Origin of the sequence: Nocardiopsis sinuspersici (genome assembly GCF_001998325.1) — a bacterium.
GTDB lineage: Bacteria > Actinomycetota > Actinomycetes > Streptosporangiales > Streptosporangiaceae > Nocardiopsis > Nocardiopsis sinuspersici.
Map to the genome: position 1 here is coordinate 1,529,962 of NZ_MCOK01000001.1, position 19,767 is coordinate 1,549,728.

General features: G+C 71.1%; 16 protein-coding genes. 14 read left to right on the plus strand and 2 right to left on the minus strand.

The annotated features are described in order from the left end of the window. Positions 1–152 precede the first annotated feature (152 nt). Entirely contained in the window at positions 153–1,670 is a 1,518-nt protein-coding gene (dop, locus tag NOSIN_RS06415; RefSeq protein WP_077689851.1) for a depupylase/deamidase Dop, read from the plus strand. A gap of 136 nt (positions 1,671–1,806) precedes the next feature. On the opposite strand, the gene NOSIN_RS06420 is transcribed toward dop, so the two are convergent. After that, entirely contained in the window at positions 1,807–2,958 is a 1,152-nt protein-coding gene (locus NOSIN_RS06420; protein WP_077689852.1) for a S1 family peptidase, read from the minus strand. Between the two features lie 1,068 nt (positions 2,959–4,026). Here NOSIN_RS06420 and NOSIN_RS06425 point away from each other — a divergent pair. The 6 genes from NOSIN_RS06425 (at position 4,027) to NOSIN_RS06450 (ending at position 10,307) form a co-directional block, all read left to right on the plus strand. Continuing rightward, positions 4,027–4,230, plus strand: coding sequence for a ubiquitin-like protein Pup (locus NOSIN_RS06425; RefSeq protein ID WP_077689853.1), 204 nt, complete (start codon positions 4,027–4,029; stop codon positions 4,228–4,230). A gap of 167 nt (positions 4,231–4,397) precedes the next feature. Further along, a complete protein-coding gene (gene prcB / locus NOSIN_RS06430) occupies positions 4,398–5,240 on the plus strand; it encodes a proteasome subunit beta (RefSeq protein WP_077689854.1) in 843 nt (280 codons plus the stop codon). A 53-nt stretch (positions 5,241–5,293) separates the two neighbouring features. Then, entirely contained in the window at positions 5,294–6,055 is a 762-nt protein-coding gene (gene prcA, locus NOSIN_RS06435; protein ID WP_077689855.1) for a proteasome subunit alpha, read from the plus strand. A gap of 112 nt (positions 6,056–6,167) precedes the next feature. Further along, a complete protein-coding gene (gene pafA, locus NOSIN_RS06440; RefSeq protein WP_077689856.1) occupies positions 6,168–7,526 on the plus strand; it encodes a Pup--protein ligase in 1,359 nt (452 codons plus the stop codon). A 227-nt stretch (positions 7,527–7,753) separates the two neighbouring features. Further along, positions 7,754–8,884: an FKBP-type peptidyl-prolyl cis-trans isomerase gene (locus NOSIN_RS06445; protein WP_077689857.1), complete on the plus strand. Its 1,131-nt coding sequence runs from the start codon at positions 7,754–7,756 to the stop codon at positions 8,882–8,884. 292 nt (positions 8,885–9,176) lie between these two features. Next, a complete protein-coding gene (locus NOSIN_RS06450) occupies positions 9,177–10,307 on the plus strand; it encodes a methionyl-tRNA formyltransferase (protein WP_077689858.1) in 1,131 nt (376 codons plus the stop codon). A gap of 75 nt (positions 10,308–10,382) precedes the next feature. Here NOSIN_RS06450 and NOSIN_RS06455 read toward each other — a convergent pair whose 3' ends face one another. After that, positions 10,383–11,471 (minus strand): DUF3866 family protein, encoded by a 1,089-nt coding sequence (locus tag NOSIN_RS06455; protein WP_077689859.1) that lies wholly within the window; start codon positions 11,469–11,471, stop codon positions 10,383–10,385. 96 nt (positions 11,472–11,567) lie between these two features. On the opposite strand from NOSIN_RS06455, the gene NOSIN_RS06460 reads away from it, so the two are divergent. From NOSIN_RS06460 to NOSIN_RS06490, 7 genes are all read left to right on the plus strand, one after another. Then, entirely contained in the window at positions 11,568–13,622 is a 2,055-nt protein-coding gene (locus tag NOSIN_RS06460) for a helix-turn-helix transcriptional regulator (protein WP_077689860.1), read from the plus strand. Positions 13,623–13,682: 60 nt separating this feature from the next. Next, positions 13,683–13,868: a hypothetical protein gene (locus tag NOSIN_RS06465; protein WP_077689861.1), complete on the plus strand. Its 186-nt coding sequence runs from the start codon at positions 13,683–13,685 to the stop codon at positions 13,866–13,868. A 66-nt stretch (positions 13,869–13,934) separates the two neighbouring features. Beyond that, the gene (tatA, locus tag NOSIN_RS06470; RefSeq protein ID WP_077689862.1) at positions 13,935–14,261 is read left to right on the plus strand and encodes a Sec-independent protein translocase subunit TatA; all 327 of its coding nucleotides are present in this window, start codon (positions 13,935–13,937) and stop codon (positions 14,259–14,261) included. Between the two features lie 163 nt (positions 14,262–14,424). Continuing rightward, positions 14,425–15,255, plus strand: coding sequence for a twin-arginine translocase subunit TatC (tatC, locus tag NOSIN_RS06475; protein ID WP_077689863.1), 831 nt, complete (start codon positions 14,425–14,427; stop codon positions 15,253–15,255). A 108-nt stretch (positions 15,256–15,363) separates the two neighbouring features. Further along, positions 15,364–15,786, plus strand: coding sequence for a DUF397 domain-containing protein (locus NOSIN_RS06480; protein WP_077689864.1), 423 nt, complete (start codon positions 15,364–15,366; stop codon positions 15,784–15,786). A 99-nt stretch (positions 15,787–15,885) separates the two neighbouring features. Next, positions 15,886–16,782 (plus strand): diacylglycerol/lipid kinase family protein, encoded by an 897-nt coding sequence (locus NOSIN_RS06485; protein WP_077689865.1) that lies wholly within the window; start codon positions 15,886–15,888, stop codon positions 16,780–16,782. 12 nt (positions 16,783–16,794) lie between these two features. Next, complete coding sequence (locus tag NOSIN_RS06490) at positions 16,795–19,635, plus strand: DEAD/DEAH box helicase (RefSeq protein WP_077689866.1); 2,841 nt, start codon at positions 16,795–16,797, stop codon at positions 19,633–19,635. Positions 19,636–19,767: the final 132 nt, after the last annotated feature.

Consider the following 19,767-nt stretch of genomic DNA (forward strand, 5'->3'; position numbering starts at 1 on the left):
GGCGTGCCGTGTGCCCCCTCAACGCGTGGATACGGTCCGACCTGGGATGACAGTAGTGTGCCGCCTGTCGCGAAACGCCCGGGAACACGGCACTTGGGCCACAATTGGCGCGTGGGCGTTCAAGACCGGGCCACGGTGGATAACCTCTCACCATGAGTGTGCGGCGGATTATGGGTATCGAGACCGAGTACGGGATCTCCGTGCCAGGCAACCCCGGGGCCAACGCGATGGTCACCTCCACCCAGGTGGTCAACGCCTATCTGGCCGCCTCGGCGGCTCGGGCACGGCGTGCCCGCTGGGACTTCGAGGAGGAGAACCCGCTACGTGACGCGCGCGGCTTCGACCTGACACGTGACGTGGCCGACCCGACCCAGCTCACCGACGAGGACCTGGGACTGGCCAACGTCATCCTCACCAACGGCGCCCGCCTGTACGTGGACCACGCCCACCCCGAGTACTCGGCGCCGGAGGTCACCAACCCGCGTGACGCGGTGCTGTGGGACAAGGCGGGGGAGAGGGTGATGGCCGACGCCGCGGCCCGGGCTGCCGCCACGCCCGGGATCGAGCCCATCCAGCTGTACAAGAACAACACCGACAACAAGGGCGCCTCCTACGGCTGCCACGAGAACTACCTGATGAACCGGTCGACGCCCTTCGGGGACATCGTCCGCCACCTGATCCCCTTCTTCGTCTCCCGGCAGGTGGTGACGGGCTCGGGCAAGGTCGGCATCGGCTCCGACGGGCAGGGCACCGGGTTCCAGATCTCCCAGCGCTCCGACTTCTTCGAGGTCGAGGTGGGGTTGGAGACCACCCTGAAGCGTCCCATCATCAACACACGGGACGAACCGCACGCCGACCCCGACCGCTACCGGCGGCTGCACGTCATCATCGGCGACGCCAACATGAGCGAGATCTCCACCTACCTCAAGCTGGGGACGACCGCGCTGGTGCTGTCGATGATCGAGGACGGCTTCCTGAGCGCGGACCTGTCCCTGGAGACCCCGGTGGCCGACCTGCGGGCGGTCTCGCACGACCCGGGCCTCACGCACCGGGTGCGGCTGCGCGACGGGCGTCGGATGACCGCGCTGGAGCTGCAGTGCGAGTACCTGGACCAGGCCCGCAAGTACGTGGAGGACCGCTTCGGCACCGACGTGGACCCCGACACCGCCGACGTCCTGGACCGCTGGGAGTCGGTGCTCAACCGCCTGGGCGGCGACCCGATGGACCTGGCCACCGAGCTGGACTGGGTCGCCAAGCTCAAGGTGCTGGAGGGCTACCGCTCCCGTGACGACCTTGAGTGGTCGCATCCGCGCCTGCAACTGGTGGACCTGCAGTACTCGGACGTGCGGGCCGACAAGGGGATCTACAACCGCCTGGCGGCGCGCGGGCGGATGCAGCGCCTGCTGGAGGAGCCGGATGTGGTATGCGCGGTCACCGAGCCGCCGGAGGACACCCGGGCCTACTTCCGGGGACGCTGCCTGGCCAAGTACGCCGACGAGGTGGCCGCGGCCTCCTGGGACTCGGTGATCTTCGACCTGCCGGGTTACGACTCCCTGCAGCGGGTGCCCACCCTGGAGCCGCTCCGGGGGACCAAGGAGCACGTGGGGGACCTGCTGGACGCCTCCGACACCGCCGCCGACCTGGTCTCGGTGCTCACAGGCGGGCGCTGACCCCGTACACGGGCGTCCCGTGCGCCGCGGGCACCGCGGCGCACGGGGACACGCGCCGCCCGGCGCCGCGTGTCCCGCACACGGGCGTCCCCCGCCCGCGCCTGCGCGCGGACGGGGGACGGATCAGGGAACGGGATCAGCTGGTGCGGATGCGCACGCCCCAGGAGTTCACCATCGGCATGACCTCCTGGTAGTAGGTCGTGCCGCCGGAGGAGCAGTTGCCGGAGCCACCGGAGGTGACGCCCTGCGCCTGCGAACCGGAGATGAACGAACCGCCGGAGTCACCGGGCTCGGCGCACACGTTGGTACGGGTGAGCGAGTAGACGGTGCCCTGCGGGTAGCGCACGGTCTGGTTGCGGGCCTGGATGGTGCCGCAGTGCCAGCCGGTGGTGGAGCCGGAGCGGCACACGGCGGAGCCGACCGGGGCCTGGCTGGTGCCGGTCACCGACTGGTAGCCGCCGTTGTAGCGGGAGACCAGGTTGTGCAGGGTGAAGTTGGACGTGCCCCGCACGAAGGCGGCGTCGTTGCCGGGGAAGACCGACCGCTCGAAGGTGCCGCGGCCGTTGCCGATGGTGACGCCGGTGCCGACGGTGCCGCAGTGGCCGGCGGTGACGAAACCGGGCTGGCCGGAGCTGTTGGTCGCGGGGAAGCCGACGGAGCAGCGGCCGCCCATGTAGTAGGCCACGCCGCCGACGATGTCGGCGTAGGTCTGCGGGGTCTCGCCGGTCTCCTCCACCTTGACGGCGGAGGCGTCCACACCCGCGTCGGCGAGCAGGGCGTCGACGTCGGCCTCGGAGCCTTCCAGCACCTCGACCACGACGGTGTCGCTGGCCACGTCCGGGTACCAGCCCAGGACGCCCTCACGGACCTCGGCCTCGTTGAGGTCCTCGACGACCTCGGTCAGGCCCTCGGCGCCGTGGGAGACCACGGTGGCCTCGGCGCCGGCGGCCTCGACCGCCTTGACCGCCGAGTCGTCGGTCACCAGGACGGTGAGCTCTTGGGTTTCGGTGTCGAACAGGGAGCCGCCGTAGGCCTCTCCTGCGGCCTCGGTGGCCTTGGCGTCGGTGTCGATGGCGGCTTCCTGCGCCTCGAGGAGAGACTCGGCCTCGAACGGGGACAGGTCGAGGTCTCGCTCGATCGCCTCCAGCATGCTGGACGCGTTGTCGTCGGCGACGGGGGTCTGGGGTACGGGTCCGGTCGCCGCGAGGGCTCCCGGAGCCATGGACAGTGCCAAGCCGAAGGCCAGTGCTCCTGTGCCGACGGCGGAGATAACGGGGGAGGGTCGCATGGGTCCTTAACTCTCCAGGGGGATTGACGGGGGGATCGGGGCTTCCATTCCTGTGGGTACGTAAAGCCCCTTTCGAGGGCCGGAGTTGGTCCGACTCCCGAAGTTCACCGAGACATCCGGTAAACGATCCCTAACCATAAGTGCACACTTTGTTGGTGAAAAGACCCTCTTGGTGTAGATCCATTCAGAAGGGGAGGGGATGGTCCCATGACCCCTCGTTTGGTGATGGCTACGCGTAGTCGCCGTCCGTGCGACCTCCCGATCCTCGCATTCGCGTGATCACGGATCGAAACGGCGCTATGTACGCAAGGGGTGTTCTGTGGCCGGATGCGGACACTGGTACCGGGTGCCATCGGTGATCATCCGGCTACATGGGTGTAACTCCGGAGGTCACGGGTCCCCTCGAGGGGAGAAATGACCGGTTCGGTATGCGCACGAAAGGGCGCATGCCTGGCCGGAAGCGGTCGCGGCCGCTGTCCCGCGCCCGCGGCCACGCGTGCACGCGCGGTCGTGACCGCTCCGGCGGCCCCGGTCCCACCCGGCCTGGCGGCCCGCCGGCGCGGAACCGTCCGAACCGGATCCGTCGGTCGCGGGAGTCCGGCCGAACGGCGTCCGCCGTTCGGCCGGCGCGCCTCGTCGCCGACGGCACCGACGCACGGACGCGCCATTCGCACGGGAGGGGGAAGTGCCCTGCGATATCAGCTTCGTAGCGCACTATGCGGCCTGTGGTGGCGGTCTGTTTGACCTTGGGGTTTTTGGCTAAGGTTGATTTCCGTCCACAGGCCCATGGGTAACGCAGGGGGTGCGGAGCGGCCGGACGCGGACACCGCCCGGGTCCTCCGCCCGTGGCGGGACGGAGCGCGAGAGCGGTCCCGGGGGTCGGAGCGGCGCTCCGCCTGACACGCCCGGAGCGCGACCGGCACACGTACGGGCACGTGCACGGGCATACGGACGGTCCAAGGTAACTAGCGAGTATCGGGCACCGGGAAGGGGGTTGAGGCGCCCGGTGTTGGGCCAAGATAAGGGCGAGAGCCCCGAACGGGGAGCCCGAACGGGAGGTAGGAAGCCATGGCGACGAAGGACACCGGCGGTCAGAAGCACACCTCGCGCCGCGACGAGGAGGTCGAGGAGACCGAGGCCTCGACCGACGTCCAGGAAGGCAAGGAACAGCTGGACGAGGACGTCGACGACATCCTCGACGAGATCGACGACGTGTTGGAGAACAACGCCGAGGACTTCGTCCGGCAGTTCGTGCAGAAGGGCGGCCAGTAGTCCCCGGCGGCGGTTCGCTGACAGCGCATTCCAGCGCGGCCGGCCCCGCCGCACGCAGGACTAGGGTCAGTCCCAACGGCCGGAACACGGTCCGGCCACAGTCAACAAGAACAGAGGCGTCCCACCCGCCCCCAACACAGGGGTGGGACGCGAGTGGAGGGAGTCGCGTGTTCGAAGGGTTCGAGGGCGGACGGTTGCCTGCCGCTTTCATGAGTGCGGGGACCTCGTCCTTCACCGAGTTTCTCAGTTCGGTCAGCCCCGAGATGCTGCCCGGACACAAGCTGCCCCCGGGCGGCGGGACCGAGCACCTCACTCCCGACGCCACGACCATCGTCGCCCTGACCTTTCCCGGGGGCGTGCTGGTGGCCGGTGACCGCCGGGCCACACAGGGCAACGTCATCGCCAACCGCGACATGGAGAAGGTGTTCCGCACCGACGAGTTCTCCGCGGTGGCCATCGCCGGTTCGGCCGGGATCGGCATCGAACTGGCCCGCCTCTACCAGGTGGAGCTGGAGCACTACGAGAAGATGGAGGGCCGGTCGCTCTCCCTGGAGGGTAAGGCGAACAAGCTCTCCCAGATGGTCCGCGGCAACCTGGGCATGGCCATGCAGGGCTTCGTCGTCGTCCCGCTCCTGGTCGGCTTCGACGAGAACACCGAACAGGGCCGGGTGTTCAGCTACGACGCCGTCGGCGGCCGCTACGAGGAGCACCGCTACCACTCCATCGGGTCCGGCTCGGTCTTCGCCAGGGGATCGGTCAAGAAGCTCTACCGCGAGGACCTCGACCAGACCGGCGCCACCAAGGTCGCCCTGGAGGCCCTCTACGACGCCGCTGACGACGACTCCGCCACCGGAGGCCCCGACCTGCACCGCAAGATCTTCCCCCTTGTCGACGTCATCACCGAGGACGGCCACCGCCGCCTGTCCACCGAAGAGGTCGCCCGCCTGGCGACCGAGGTGGTCGAGGGACGCGCGGCCAACCCCGACGGCCCCACGGCCCCGTTGGGCTGAGCCGCCCCGTCCCCAACCAGACATCTCCCGACTAGGTAAGGAAACGATCCGCGGTGTCGATGCCGTTCTACGTCGCCCCCGAACAGCAGATGAAGGACAAGGCGGACTACGCGCGCAAGGGTATCGCGCGCGGCCGCAGCGCCGTCGTCCTGCAGTATGAGGGCGGCATTCTCATGGTGGCGGACAATATGTCCCGCACCCTGCACAAGATCAGCGAAATCTACGACCGCATCGGCTTCGCCGCCGTCGGGCGCTACCCCGAGTTCGAGAACCTACGCCTGATGGGTGTGCGCTTCGCCGACGTGCGCGGGTACCAGTACGACCGCCGCGACGTCAGCGGGCGCCAGCTCGCCAACATCTACGCCCAGACCCTGGGCACCGTCTTCAGCGAGAGCCTCAAGCCCTGGGAGGTGGAGATCGTCGTCGCCGAGGTCGGCGACGCCGCCGACGAGGACGAGATCTACCGCATCACCTTCGACGGCTCCATCGTGGACGAGCAGGGCTTCGTGGCCGTGGGCGGCTCCTCCGAACACGTGTCGGACGTGCTCAAGGACCGCTTCGCCGCCGACGCCTCCCTCAGCGCCGCCCTCAACGCGGCCACCCACGCCCTGGCCCGGGAGAACGGTGAGGAGCGCGAACTGGAGGCCTCCAACCTGGAGGTCGCCATCCTGGAACGGGCGAGGCAGCACCGCAAGTTCCGCCGTATCCACGGCCGACGCCTGACCAGGCTCATCGAGGAGGGCAAGGCCAACGGACGCGCCGCCTCCGGAGGCGGGACCTCCGGTGCGGACACCGCGGACGAGGCCGACGAGTGACCTGGAAACGATGATCCCGGTGCGGCGCGACCGAGGCGCCGCACCGGACGGGCGGGTGCGGACGGCGAGGCCCCGTCGTCCGCACCCGGTGACGGGAAGTTGGTGAGGCCGCGTGGAACGACGGATCTTCGGGCTGGAGAACGAGTACGGGGTCACGTGTACCTTCCGGGGACAGCGCCGCCTGTCTCCCGACGAGGTCGCCCGCTACCTCTTCCGCAGGGTGGTCTCCTGGGGGCGCAGCAGCAACGTGTTCCTGCGCAACGGCGCCCGTCTGTACCTGGACGTGGGCAGCCACCCCGAGTACGCCACCCCCGAGTGCGACAACCTCGTGGACCTGGTGGCCCACGACAAGGCCGGTGAGCGCATCCTGGAGGGGCTGCAGGTCGACGCCGAGCAGCGCCTGCACGAGGAGGGCATCGCCGGGGACATCTACCTGTTCAAGAACAACACCGACTCGGCGGGCAACTCCTACGGCTGCCACGAGAACTACCTCGTCGGACGGCACGGCGAGTTCGGCCGCCTGGCCGACGTGCTCATCCCCTTCCTGGTCACCCGACAGATCGTCTGCGGTGCCGGAAAGGTCCTACAGACCCCCCGCGGCGCCCTGTTCTGTGTCAGCCAGCGGGCCGAGCACATCTGGGAGGGCGTCTCCTCGGCCACCACGCGTTCGCGCCCCATCATCAACACCCGCGACGAGCCCCACGCCGACGCCGAGCGCTTCCGCCGCCTGCACGTCATCGTCGGCGACTCCAACATGAGCGAGACCACGTCCCTGCTCAAGCTGGGCTCCACCGACCTGGTGCTGCGGATGATCGAGGCCGGTGTGGTCATGCGCGACTACACGCTGGAGAACCCCATCCGGGCCATCCGCGAGGTCAGCCACGACATGACCGGACGCCGCAAGGTGCGCCTGGCCAACGGCCGCGAGGCCAGTGCGCTGGAGATCCAGCGCGAGTACCTGGACAAGGTGCAGAGCTACGTCGACCGGCACGGCACCGACGCCACCGGCAAGCGCGTCCTGGAACTGTGGCAGCGCACCCTGGAGGCGGTCGAGACCCAGAACCTGGAAACCGTCTCCCGGGAGATCGACTGGGTCGCCAAGTACCTGCTGCTGGAGCGCTACCGGGACAAGCACGACCTGTCCCTGTCCTCTCCGAGGGTGGCCCAGCTCGACCTGACCTACCACGACATCCACCGCGACCGCGGGCTGTTCTACCTGATGCAGAACCGCGGCCAGATGGACCGGGTGGTCGGCGACCTGAAGATCTTCGAGGCCAAGTCGGTGCCGCCGCAGACCACGCGGGCCCGGCTGCGCGGCGAGTTCATCCGCCGCGCCCAGGAGCAGCGCCGCGACTTCACGGTGGACTGGGTGCACCTGAAGCTCAACGACCAGGCACAGCGCACCGTGCTGTGCAAGGACCCCTTCAAATCGGTGGACGAGAGGGTGGAGAAACTCATCGCCGGAATGTGAGCCCCGAATCCGGGGGTGTGTTCCGCGGGTACCGCCCGTCGCAGGTGGGACGGGCGGTACCCGCGGAACATGCCCGGTGGGTCCGGCGCGCCCGGGAACTTCGTGGAGCGGTCGAAAAGGCCGCCTGTGGCGGGGTTACGGTGTTCGTGACGTTCCCGGGGGTGGTTACGGCCTTTCTTTTCGGTAGTGTGAGCCTGTCCTGAGCCGGAAATCAGAGGTTGTGACTCATGCACCGACGTGCTGCCGCCCTCGCGGTGCCGCTGACCGCCATCACCCTGGCGGTCTCAAGCTGCGGAAACATCCCCGAGGAGTGGCGTACTCCCGCTTTCCTGCGTATGGGAGAGGAACAGCTCGACTCGCGGATCCCCACCGTCACCGGTCCGGTCGGTGAGGAGCCGGAGATCACCTTCCCCGATGTGAAGCCCCCGGACGAGGAGCTCTCGGGCATCGTCAGCGAGGGCTCGGGCGAGGACGAACTGGTGCGCGCCGACGACCTTCTGATCGCCAACGTCGTCCAGTACCAGTGGACCGGTCCCGGCGAGGGCGAGCCCGTCGAGGGGCAGTCCAGCTACGAGACCGGCGCTCCCGACCTGATCCGTATGGAGCAGATGCCCGAGCAGATCAGCGACGTGCTGGTCAACCAGCCCGTCGGCAGCCGGGCGGTGTACGTCTTCCCGCCGCTGACCGAGGAGGAGAGGAACCAGGCCGAGCAGTCCGGCCAGCCCGCTCCCGAGGGCGCCAGCGTCCTGGTCATCGACCTGATGAACCGCTACAACAAGGGTTCGGTCGTGCCCGGGGAGCAGACCACCGACGGCGGTGACGGTCTGCCCACGGTGACCCAGGAGGGCCACAGCGCGCCCAACATCGAGGTCCCCGACACCGACCCGCCCGAGGAGCTGGAGGTCGTCCCGCTCATCGAGGGCAGCGGCGACAAGGTGGAGAAGGGCCAGCAGGTCATCGTCCAGTACACCGGTGTGCGCTGGGAGGCCGACGAGAACGGCGACCACAAGGCGTTCGACTCCACGTGGAGCCGGGGCGGTGAACCGTTCGACACCACGATCGGTGCGGGCGCGGTCATCGAGGGCTGGGACAAGGGCATCGTCGGACAGCCGGTCGGCAGCCGCCTGCTGCTGGTCGTGCCCGGCTCCATGGCCTACGGCGAGAACGAGGAGGAGGCCATGGGCGCCCCCGCCGGGACGCTGGTCTTCGTCATCGACGTCCTGGGCGCCTACGACAACCCGCCGCCCGCCGAGCCCGAGGAGGGCGCTGAGGGTGCCGAGGGCGAGGGCGCGGAAGGCGGAGGCTCCGCCGAGGAGCAGGCCGACGCACCCGAGGAGGGTGGCGGCAACGAGGAGTAGCCCGCTCCCACACCCCTGAACGCACACGGGCCCCCGCGGGCAACGAACCCGCGGGGGCCCGCGTGCGCTCCCACGGCACCTCCAGAGGCCCGCCCTCGGCCGCGGACACTCCCGCCCGTCGCCCTCCACCACCCTCAACGGTCGGCCTTCGACCGCGGTCCCTCCCTCTTCGTCACCCTCCGCCACCCTCGACCGTCACGCTTCGCGTGCAGACACACCTTTGTGCCCTCCCTGGCCCGTATCCGGGCGGTGCGTAGAGTCGAAACATCGGCGGACAGGGGAGGGGAAGCTGATGTCGGACCGGCGACGCTACTGCTACGTGTCCGGACTGGGCCTCGGCGCTCCGGCGCTGGAGGAGCTCTGCGCACAGGGCCGTCCACCGAGTCTGGTGGTGTCCTACCCGGCCGAACTCGCGCACCGCTCCGGCTACCTCGACTACGAGGCCGTCACCCGCCGGCACGAACTGCCGCACCTGCGCGCGGCCGACCTCGACTCCGACGAGGTGGGCGAGGCCCTGGCGGAGCACGGCGTCGACCTGATGGTCGTCGCGGGCTGGTCCCAGCCGGTCCACGACCACGTCCTGTCCTCCCTGCCGCTGGGCGGGGTCGGCCTGCACCCCGCCCCGCTGCCCGTCGGGCGCGGCGGGGCACCCATCCCGTGGACCATCCTGCGGGGCATGCGCTCCAGCGCCGTCACCCTCTTCCACCTGGGGGGCGAGACGGGCAGCGGCGACATCGTCGACCAGGCCTGGTTCGACGTCGAGCCCGACGCCACCGCCACCGGCCTGTACGAGCGCGTCGGCCGGCTGAAGTCGGAACTGCTCGTGCGGCACCTGGACGGCCTCCTGGAGGGCAGCGCGCCCCGGCGCCCGCAGACCGGCCACACGTCGGTGTGGCCGCGGCGGCGCCCCAGCGACGGCCAGATCGACCTCACCGCGTCCGGAGGCGACGTGGACAGGATGGTGCGCGCGCTCGCCGACCCCTATCCGGGGGCGTTCGCGATGTTCGGCGGCGCGCGGATCACGCTGTGCGCGGGACGGTTGGCCGGCCGGCTCTCCGAAGGTGCGCCCGGCCAGGTGGTGGCGACCGGGAACGGACGCCAGTGGGGGATCACCTGCGGGGACGGCACGGTGTTCGTGCCCGAGGCGCTGCGGGTGGACGAGGGGGTACGGGCGGAGCCGACGTCGCTGGCCATGTTCCGGCCGGGCACCTTCTTCGACGCGCCCTCACCGCACATGCTGGCGGCCACCCGCCGGTCGCCCGTGCCCGGCCAGACACAGGAGTCGGCGGGCCAGACGGTGCCCCCGGCCAGAAACGCCGCGGAGGACGCCTCGGACAACACCGCGGATCCCACGGAGGCGGCCGGTCCGGGGCTCGGCTCCGGTGTCATGACGGGTGACCCCAGCCCGGCGGACCAGCGCTGACACAGGACCCACGGCCCTGCCGGGCACCCCCGGTCCAGGGCACCCCCGTCCCGCGCGGGAGGGGACGGGGAACGGCTACGACAGGTCGGCCGCGTGGCGGCCCGCCGCCGCGGCGCTCAGGAAGGCCGCGCGGTCCTCCTCCAGTCCCCGGCCCATCGTCGACACCTTCACCGGCAGTGCCCGCACCGCCTCCTCCAGGCCGTCGACGCCCACCTCCACCAGGTCGTGCCGGTCGCCCAGCGCCCCGGCCTGGGCGCGCACGCGCTCACCGAACACCCCCGGCAGCAGCGGTACCACCACCTGTGCCCGGGCCAGCGCCACCCGCCCGTAGGCCGTCAGGCTGTGGTGCGACACCCCGCGGTGCCGCTCGCGCGCGTCGGCCTCGCTCACACGCAGCGACGCCACCGGGAGCCCGCCCAGCACCGCCGCCGCGTTCACCGCCTCGCCGCACGAGACCCCGGAGAACCCCCACGGGGTCCCGGTGCCCAGGTTCCCCGGCCCCTGGCACACCACCGCCACGTCCGCGCCCATCACGTGCCGGGCCGCCAGCAGCCCCGAGTGCACGGTCACCGCCTCCAGGTCACCGCCGAAGGACTGGCCCGTGGTCACGCACCCCGCCAGCAGCCCCTCCTCGCGCAGAGCGCCCACCAGTCGCGAGAACGCCGCGGGCAGCGCGCCGCCGTCCAGCATCACGTTGACGATCCGCGCCCCGGGCCGCCGCGCGCGCACCCCCGCCACCACGGCGGGCAGCGCCGAGTGGAGGTCGGCCACCACCACCGGCATTCCGTCCACGTCCTCGGCCGAGCGCATCACCCCGTGGTACGGGGAACCCTGCTCGTCGGCGCCCAGGACGGTCGCCTGCAGCGGCGTGTACCGGGCCTTGACCAGGTGTCCGGGCCCCTCCCGGTCGGCGGGCAGCCGGTCCGGTACGGCCACGACCAGCGCGTATCCCCCCGTGCCCAGTCCCAGGTCCAGGGCTCCGGTGTTGAGCAGCACGGTGTCGCCCACCTCGGGGGAGCCCACCAGTTCGGTGTAGGCCAGCGCGCGGCACGTCGCCGACCCGTCCGTCCCGCCGCCGGCGGACTCCACCGCGACCGCGCACAGGACGGCCCCGGGCCAGGAGGGAAGGATCTGACGGACTTCGCCGCGACGCCACCGGATCATGCCTGGCACGGTACCGTCGTTGCTGAACCGGCCGCGGGACGACGCGCCAGCGTGCCCCGCCCGGTACATCCACCACGGTCGAGAAGGGTGCGGACGATGTCGCGCAGGAAGACGGAACGACAGCTGAACCTGGTCATCTGTCTGTTGTCCACGCGCCGTCACCTGACCGCGCAGGAGATCAGGCAGACGGTGCACGGCTACGCGGAGGCGGAGACCGAGTCGGCGTTCAAGCGGATGTTCGAGCGCGACAAGCGCGAACTGCGCGACAGCGGTATCCCCATCCAGGTGGGCACCGGCGACGCCATCAGCGGCGAGGAGGGCTACCGCATCTCCCGCTCCGACTACGAGCTGCCAGAGATCGAGCTCCTGCCCGACGAGGCACTCGTCCTGGGCCTGGCCGCCCGCGCGTGGCGGCACGCCTCCCTGGGCGAGGCCGCCGCCAACGCCCTGTTCAAGCTCCGCTCCGCGGGGGTTCCGGTCGACAGCGAGGCCGCGCCCGGCCTCACGCCGGCCATGCGCACCGACGAGCCCTCCTTCGGCCCCGTCTGGCAGGCCGTCCGCGACCGGCGCCCCATCTCCTTCGGCTACCGCAAGCCCGGCCAGACCGAGACCGAGAACCGCGAGATCGAACCCTGGGGCATCGTCAACCTGCGCGGCCACTGGTACGTGGTCGGCCACGACCGCGTCCGCGGCGCCCGCCGGGTCTTCCGCCTGGGCCGCGTCCGCGGCGAGGTGACCGTCCTGCGCGACGGCCCCGAAGTCGTCATCCCCGAGGGCGTCGACCTGCGCTCGGTGGTCGCGGGGCAAAGGGCCGAGCCCGAGCGCACCGCCGTCCTGCGGGTGCGTACCGACTCCGCGCACGCCCTGCGCCGCAGCGCCCTGCGCGTGGTCCCCGGCGAGCGCGACAGCTCCGGCGTCGGCTGGGACACCCTCACCTACCCCTACGCCGACACTCCCGACCTCGTACGGCGCGTGGCCTCCTTCGGCTCGCGCGCCGTCGTCGTCGAACCCGCCGAGGCCCGTGAGGCCTCGGCCGCCCACCTGGCGGCCGTCGCCGAGGCCGAGCCCGCCGCCACCGCGGCCCCCGACGGCCTCGGCGCGGCCGAGGAATCCGGAGCCCCCGCGCGCGGCCCGCGCTCGGCCGACCAGCTGCGCCGCCTCCTCATGCTCGTCCCCTACGCCCTGGGCCGGGACGTGCGCGTGCCCGAGGTGGCCCGGCACTTCGGGCTCAGTGAGAAGCAGGTGGTCGCCGACCTCAGCCTGCTGTGGATGTGCGGCCTGCCCGGCTACACCCCCGGTGACCTCATCGACGTCGACCTCGACGCCGCCAAGGAGACCGGCGAGATCATCATCGGCAACGCAGACACCCTCGCCCAGCCGCTGCGCCTGACCGCCGACGAGGCGGCCAGCCTGGTCGTGGGCCTGTCGCTGCTCGAAGCCCTGCCCGAGGCGGAGGGCCTGGAGGTCGGAGCGCTCAAGAGGGTCGGTGAGAAGCTGCGCGCCGCCGCCGGGGCCGCCCTGGGCTCCCTGGCCGACTCGGTCCAGGTGCGGCTGGAGGGCGACGAGCAGGTCGCCCGGACCCAGCGCCGCTGCGCCGACGCGCTGGAGACGGGCCAGCGCCTGCACCTGCGCTACCTGTCGGGCTACCTGGACCAGGTCACCGAGCGCGACGTGGATCCCATGGGCCTGGTGGTGCAGGACGGCTACCCCTTCCTGGAGGGCTACTGCCACCTGCGCCGCGACGTGCGCCTGTTCCGTCTGGACCGGGTCCTGGAGCTGACCGTCCTGCCCTACGCGGCCGAGGTGCCCGAGGGCGTGGGCCGCCGCGACCTGTCCGGCGGCGTGCTCCAGCGCTCGGACCGCGACGCCGAGGTCGTCCTCGACCTGGAGCCCACCGCCCGCTGGGTGACCGAGGACTACGTGTGCGAGTCGGTGGCCGAACTGCCGGGGGGAGGGATCCGCGCGACCCTGCGCACCCCCGCTCCCGCCTGGGTGGTGAGGCTGGCGCTGCATCTGGGGCCGCAGGGGCGCGTGGTGTCTCCCGAGGCGCTCGCCGAGGAGACGCGTGCCGAGGCGCGGCGGGCCCTGGAGCACTACCGCGCACCTCAAACCTCTCCGAAATTGGTCGAGACCACTTCGTCGCCCGAGTGAGGCCCAGACGTTCACCCGGGGGCGAGGTGCGGTCCATGTCTGAAGGGATAGGGTAAAAGCGTGATCGTCCTCGCTGTCCTGTTCGGTGCTGTCGCGGCCGGACTCGTCGTCATCGGTGTCCTCGCACTACGTGTGCGCCGTGCGGCGGACGTGTTGTCGGTGGCGGTGGCCCGGGCCTCGGACGGGTACCGGACGAGCAGCGCTGACCTGCGTGAGCGCGTCGGCCGAAACGGTACGGGGCCATGATGACCCCGTGTCCGAATGCGCGTACCATCGAAGGCGCTTGGTCGCGCCCCACAGAGAGGTAGAACCATGGGACCGTTCAACGGACCTACCATCGCCATCCTGGTGATCCTGGCCATCCTGCTGTTCGGAGCCAAGAAGCTTCCGGACCTGGCCCGTTCCCTGGGGCGCAGCGCGCGCATCCTCAAGGCCGAGAGCAAGGGCCTGATCGACGAGGAGAACGACACCGAGGAGGCCAAGGACGCCCAGCACCAGCAGGCCTCCTCCCCGCAGCAGAACGCGTCCGCGGAGCCGCAGCAGCCCCAGCAGCAGCCGCAGGGCTACCCGCAGCTGCCCGCGGGCCAGCGCATCGTCAGCGAGTCCGGTGAGGCCACGCACCGCACCTACGGCAACTAGCACGGGAACCGGTCGAAGCGCGGACCGGGGCCTCGCGGTGTACCGCGCGGCGTGACGCCGCGCCCCGGCCGCAGGCACCACCCCCCACCGGCGCGGGCCGAAGGAGATAGAGAGTGACCGCACGATGAGGGCACGAAGCCGGGCTGGCAACCCCGAGGCCCGGATGCCGCTCATGGAGCACCTGCGCGAGCTGCGCAGCCGCCTGACGAAGGCGGCGATCGCTCTCGTGCTGGGCGCCGTGGTCGGCTACCTGGTCCACGACCTGGTGTGGGACTTCCTGGTGGAGCCCTACTGCTCCCTCCCCGAGTCCCAGGTGAGCGGTCCCGACGACTGCTCCCTCATCGTCACCGGCCCCTTCGACGCCTTCTTCGTCGCCTTCAAGGTCTGGCTGTTCGTCGGAGCCCTCGTCTCCGCGCCGTTCTGGATGTACCAGCTCTGGGCCTTCGTCGCCCCGGCCCTGCACGGCCGCGAGAAGCGCTACGCCTACATCTTCGCGCCGTTCGCCGCGGTGCTGTTCGCCGTCGGCGCGGGCCTGGCCTACTACATCACCTCCTACGCGCTGACCATGCTCTTCGGGTTCCTGCCCGAGGACGCGGACCCCTTCCTCACCATCGGCGAGTACCTGGACTACATGCTCATCATGATGGGCATGTTCGGTGTGGGCTTCGTGCTGCCGCTGCTGGTGGCCCTGCTCAACATCGCCGGGATCCTGCCGCACGAGGCCCTCGCCAAGTGGCGCCGCGTCATCGTCTTCGGCGCGTTCGTGATCGCGGCCGTCATCACCCCGGCCGAACCGATCTCCATGCTCGCCCTTGCCGTGCCGCTCGTGGTCCTCTTCGAGCTGGCCGAGCTGTTCGCCTTCCTCAACGACCGGCGCAAGCGGCGCGACGACCCCTACGCCGACCTGGACGACGACCAGATCTCGGAGATGGACGAGACCCCCTCGCCCCTGGAGGATCCCGATGTCGGCGAGCAGTCCGGGAAACGCTCCTGAGCCGTCCCGGCCATGCCCTAGGGTCGTGCGTTGGGCGGTGGCCGGTGGCGCCGCCCCGCCGGTCCGGGGGTTCCCGGCCGAGGACGGTCGTTGGGAAGAGGAAGTTCGATGAGCGAGCAGACCGAGGCCGGGCGGGAGCTCCCGCCCGAGGCCATGGGCAACGAGAAGTGGCACGACACCACCGACGCGGTCTGGATGCGGTCCTCCCTGTCCAAGGAGGAGTCCGAGGCCGTGGTCGAGGTCGCCACCTTCGACGACGGCTTCCGCGCCGTGCGTGACGGCAAGTCCCCCGAGAAGGGCACCCTGTTCTTCACCCCCGCCGAGTGGGAGGCCTTCGTCCTGGGCGCCCGTGACGGCGAGTTCGACATCCCCGAGGAGTACCTCACCGAGGAGGAGCGCCGCATCCAGCGCGGCGAGGCCGACACGGAGGCCGCCTGGGTGCCCTCTCCGCTGAACACGCCCAAGGCTATGGAGGAGTACCATCGCCGCCAGCGCGAGGAAGCCGAGCAGAAGCAGTCCGAGGGTTCCTAGCAGCCCCGCGCGCGCACCCGGGCGCGAGGGTGTGCGGGCGACCTCCGCCGCCCCGTACACCCTTCGTCCCCCTGGTCCCCCGGGTAGCTAAGGACTCGCATGCCCCCTCACATCGCCCTCCTGGTCAACCCGCACTCCGGTCGGCGCCGCGCGGCCGTCCTCGCGGTGCGGCTGAAGGAGGCGCTGCGCGACGCCGGAGCCCGCGTACACGTCTACACCGGCCGCTCGGCGGCCGACAGCCGTCGCATGGCCCGCCTGGCCGCCGCCGACCGGCCCGACGCCCTCGTGGCCGTGGGCGGGGACGGGCTGGTCCACCAGGCGCTGCAGGGGGTGGTGGGCACCGGTGTCCCCCTGGCCGCCGTTCCCGCCGGAACCGGCAACGACATCGTCCGCGCCTTCGGCCGCCCGCGCGGGTCGGTCCACGACACGGCCGCCGCGATCCTGCGGGGCCGCACCCGTCCGACCGACGCCGTGCGCCTGAGCCTGGCCGACGGCACCCGGCGCTACTTCCTCAGCGTTTTGGCCTGCGGCTTCGACGCCCGGGTCAACGAGCGGGTGAACGCCCAGCGGGTCCGGGTCGGCCGGGCCGGGTACGTGGTCGGGCTCATGGCCGAACTGCGCTCCTTCCGTCCCATCGACTACGAGATCGACGTGGACGGCCGCCGCATCGCCGAACCCGGCATGCTCGTCGCGGTCGGCAACACCTGTGCCTACGGCGGTGGCATGCGCGTGTGCCCCGACGCCGAGCCCGACGACGGCCTCCTCGACGTGGTCTTCGTCCGCCAGGCCCGGCTCGGCCGCTTCCTGCGCCTGTTCCCGCGCGTGTTCAACGGCAGCCACACCGGTCTCGACGAGGTGGTGGTCGAACGCGGACGCACCGTCACCATCCGCGCCGATGCGGGCGCGGCCTACGCCGACGGAGAACGCATGGGCGATCCGCCGCTGGTCTGTGAGGTCGTGCCCAAAGCGGTCGAGATGTTGGAGCCGACCTCATAGGCTGGAAGCCATATGAGTAGTCATGCTGAGCGGTACGCCGCCTTCCGTCGGCGCCAGGAGGCCTCCAGCGCCGCCATCGAGGCCTTCCAGGGCCTCTACGGGTTCGAGTTCGACCCGTTCCAGATCAGGGCGTGCAAGGCCCTGGAGAGCGGCCACGGGGTGCTGGTGGCCGCGCCGACCGGCTCCGGCAAGACCGTGGTCGGGGAGTTCGCCGTGCACCGGGCCCTGAACGAGGGCACCAAGTGCTTCTACACCACGCCCATCAAGGCGCTGTCCAACCAGAAGTACAACGACCTGGTCAGGCGCTACGGCGCCGACCAGGTCGGGCTGCTGACCGGGGACAACAGCGTCAACGGCGAGGCGCCCGTGGTCGTCATGACCACCGAGGTGCTGCGCAACATGCTCTACGAGGGCTCGGCGACCCTGGGCGGACTGGCCTACGTGGTGATGGACGAGGTGCACTACCTCGCCGACCGGTTCCGCGGCGCGGTCTGGGAGGAGGTGATCATCCACCTGCCGGAGTCGGTGAGCATGGTCGCCCTGTCGGCCACCGTCAGCAACGCCGAGGAGTTCGGCGAGTGGTTGCAGCAGGTGCGCGGTGACACCACCGTCATCGTCGACGAGAAGCGGCCCGTGCCGCTGTGGCAGCACGTCATGGTCGGTGACCGCATCCACGACCTGTTCGTGGACATCGAGGAGCCCTCCAACGGCCAGGAGGAGCAGGAGGGGGCCCGGGGCCGCAAGGGCAAGCGCAAACGCGAGCGCCGACGCCAGGGCTGGCAGCCCCGCGAGATCGAGGTGGGCGGCCAGAAGCTGCGGATCAACCCGCGGCTGACCCGCTTCGCCGAGGAGGACTCCCGCCTCACCCAGATGGCCGACCGGCGCCGCCACCCGCAGTCGCGGGCCCGCGGCAGCGTACGGCCCCGCTCACGGTTCGCGCCGCCCTCCAGGCCCACCATCATCGAGGAGCTCGACGACGGCGGCCTGCTGCCCGCGATCACCTTCATCTTCAGCCGGGCGGGCTGCGACGAGGCCGTCCGCCAGTGCGTGTCCTCCGGGCTGGTGCTCACCTCCCCGGAGGAGGCCGGCCAGATCCGCGAGTACGCCGAGTCCCAGTGCGCCGACATCCCTCCCGCGGACCTGGCCGTGCTCGGGTTCGAGCCGTGGCTGCGCGCCCTGGAGGCGGGTGTCTCCGCCCACCACGCCGGGATGCTCCCCAAGTTCAAGGAGATCGTCGAGCACCTGTTCTCGCGCGGGTTCATCCGCGCGGTGTTCGCCACCGAGACCCTGGCGCTGGGCATCAACATGCCCGCGCGCACGGTGGTCATCGAAAAGCTCGACAAGTGGAACGGCGAGACCCACGCCCAGCTCACCCCCGGCGAGTACACGCAGCTCACCGGGCGCGCCGGGCGGCGCGGTATCGACGTGGAGGGCCACGCGGTGGTCGTGTGGCAGGCCGGGACCGATCCCGAGGCGGTCGCCAGCCTCGCGGGCACCCGCACCTACCCGCTCAACTCCAGCTTCCAGCCGTCCTACAACATGGCGGTCAACCTGGTCGGCCAGGTCGGCCGCCAGCGCAGCCGCAACATGCTGGAGGCCTCCTTCGCCCAGTTCCAGGCCGACCGCGCCGTGGTCGGCCTGGTCAAGCAGCTGCGCAAGCACGAGGAGGCCCTGGAGGGCTACGCCAAGGCCGCCGAGTGCCACCTGGGCGACTTCATGGAGTACGCCTCGCTGCGCCGTGCCCTGAGCGACCGCGAGTCCATGCTCGCCAAGACCCGCTCCGTCCGGCGCCACGACGAGGCGCTGGAGAGCCTGGAGAAGCTGCGCACCGGCGACATCATCCGCATCCCGTCGGGCCGCTTCTCCGGACACGCGGTCGTGCTGGACCCGGGGCTGCGCCACAACCTGCCCGCGCCGCTGGTGCTCACCGTGGACAAGCAGGTCAAGCGGGTCAACGCCAGCGACTTCACCGTGCCGGTACAGCCGTCGGGGCGCATGCGCGTGCCCAAGTCCTTCTCGGCCAAGTCGCCCCGCTCGCGCCAGGACCTGGCCTCCACGCTGCGCAACAAGCTCAAGGAGCAGGGCGCCGACCCCGTCTACGAGCGGGGTTCGCGTGAGGCGGGGGAGGACTCCGAGGTGCTGCGGCTGCGCTCGGAGCTGCGTCAGCACCCCTGCCACGGGTGCGCCGACCGGGAGGACCACGCCCGCTGGGCCGAGCGCTACTTCCGGCTGCGCAAGGAGACCGAGGGGCTGCGCCGCCGGGTGGAGGGGCGCTCGCACGTCATCTCCCGCACCTTCGACCGGGTGTGCGGGGTCCTGGAGGACCTGGACTACCTGTCGAAGGACGCCGTCTCCGACGACGGGACACGGCTGGCCAAGATCTACTCCGACCTCGACCTCCTCGTGGCCGAGTGCCTGCGCCGCGGACTGTGGAGGGACCTGACCCCCGTGGAGCTGACGGCCTGCGCGGCCTCGCTGGTCTACGAGGCGCGCCGCAGCGACGACGCCTACCCGCGCCTGCCCGGCGGGCGGATCGAGGAGACGCTCGTGGAGATGGTGCGGCTGTGGGGCGAGCTCAACGAGGTCGAGTCCCGGCACCGGGTGTCGTTCCTGCGCCAGCCCGACCTGGGGTTCGTGTGGACGGCGCACCGCTGGGCGAGCGGCGACCGGCTGGACGCCATCCTGCGCCAGGCCGACATGACCGCCGGGGACTTCGTGCGCACCACCAAGATGCTGGTGGACATGCTCAGCCAGATCGCGGGGGCCAGCGGCGACGCCGAGGTGCGCTCCACGGCGCGCAAGGCCTGTGACCTGGTGCGCCGGGGCGTGGTGGCCTACTCCTCGTTCAGCTAGGCGGGCGGTGCGCCGGTCGCCGGGGAAGGCGGCCGGTGTGCCCGTGGCCGGCCGGCGTCCGCCCCGGCTCCTCCTCACGGGCGGTGCAACCGGCCGCCGGGCGGATCCCGGTGAGGAACACCCGGGTCCTCG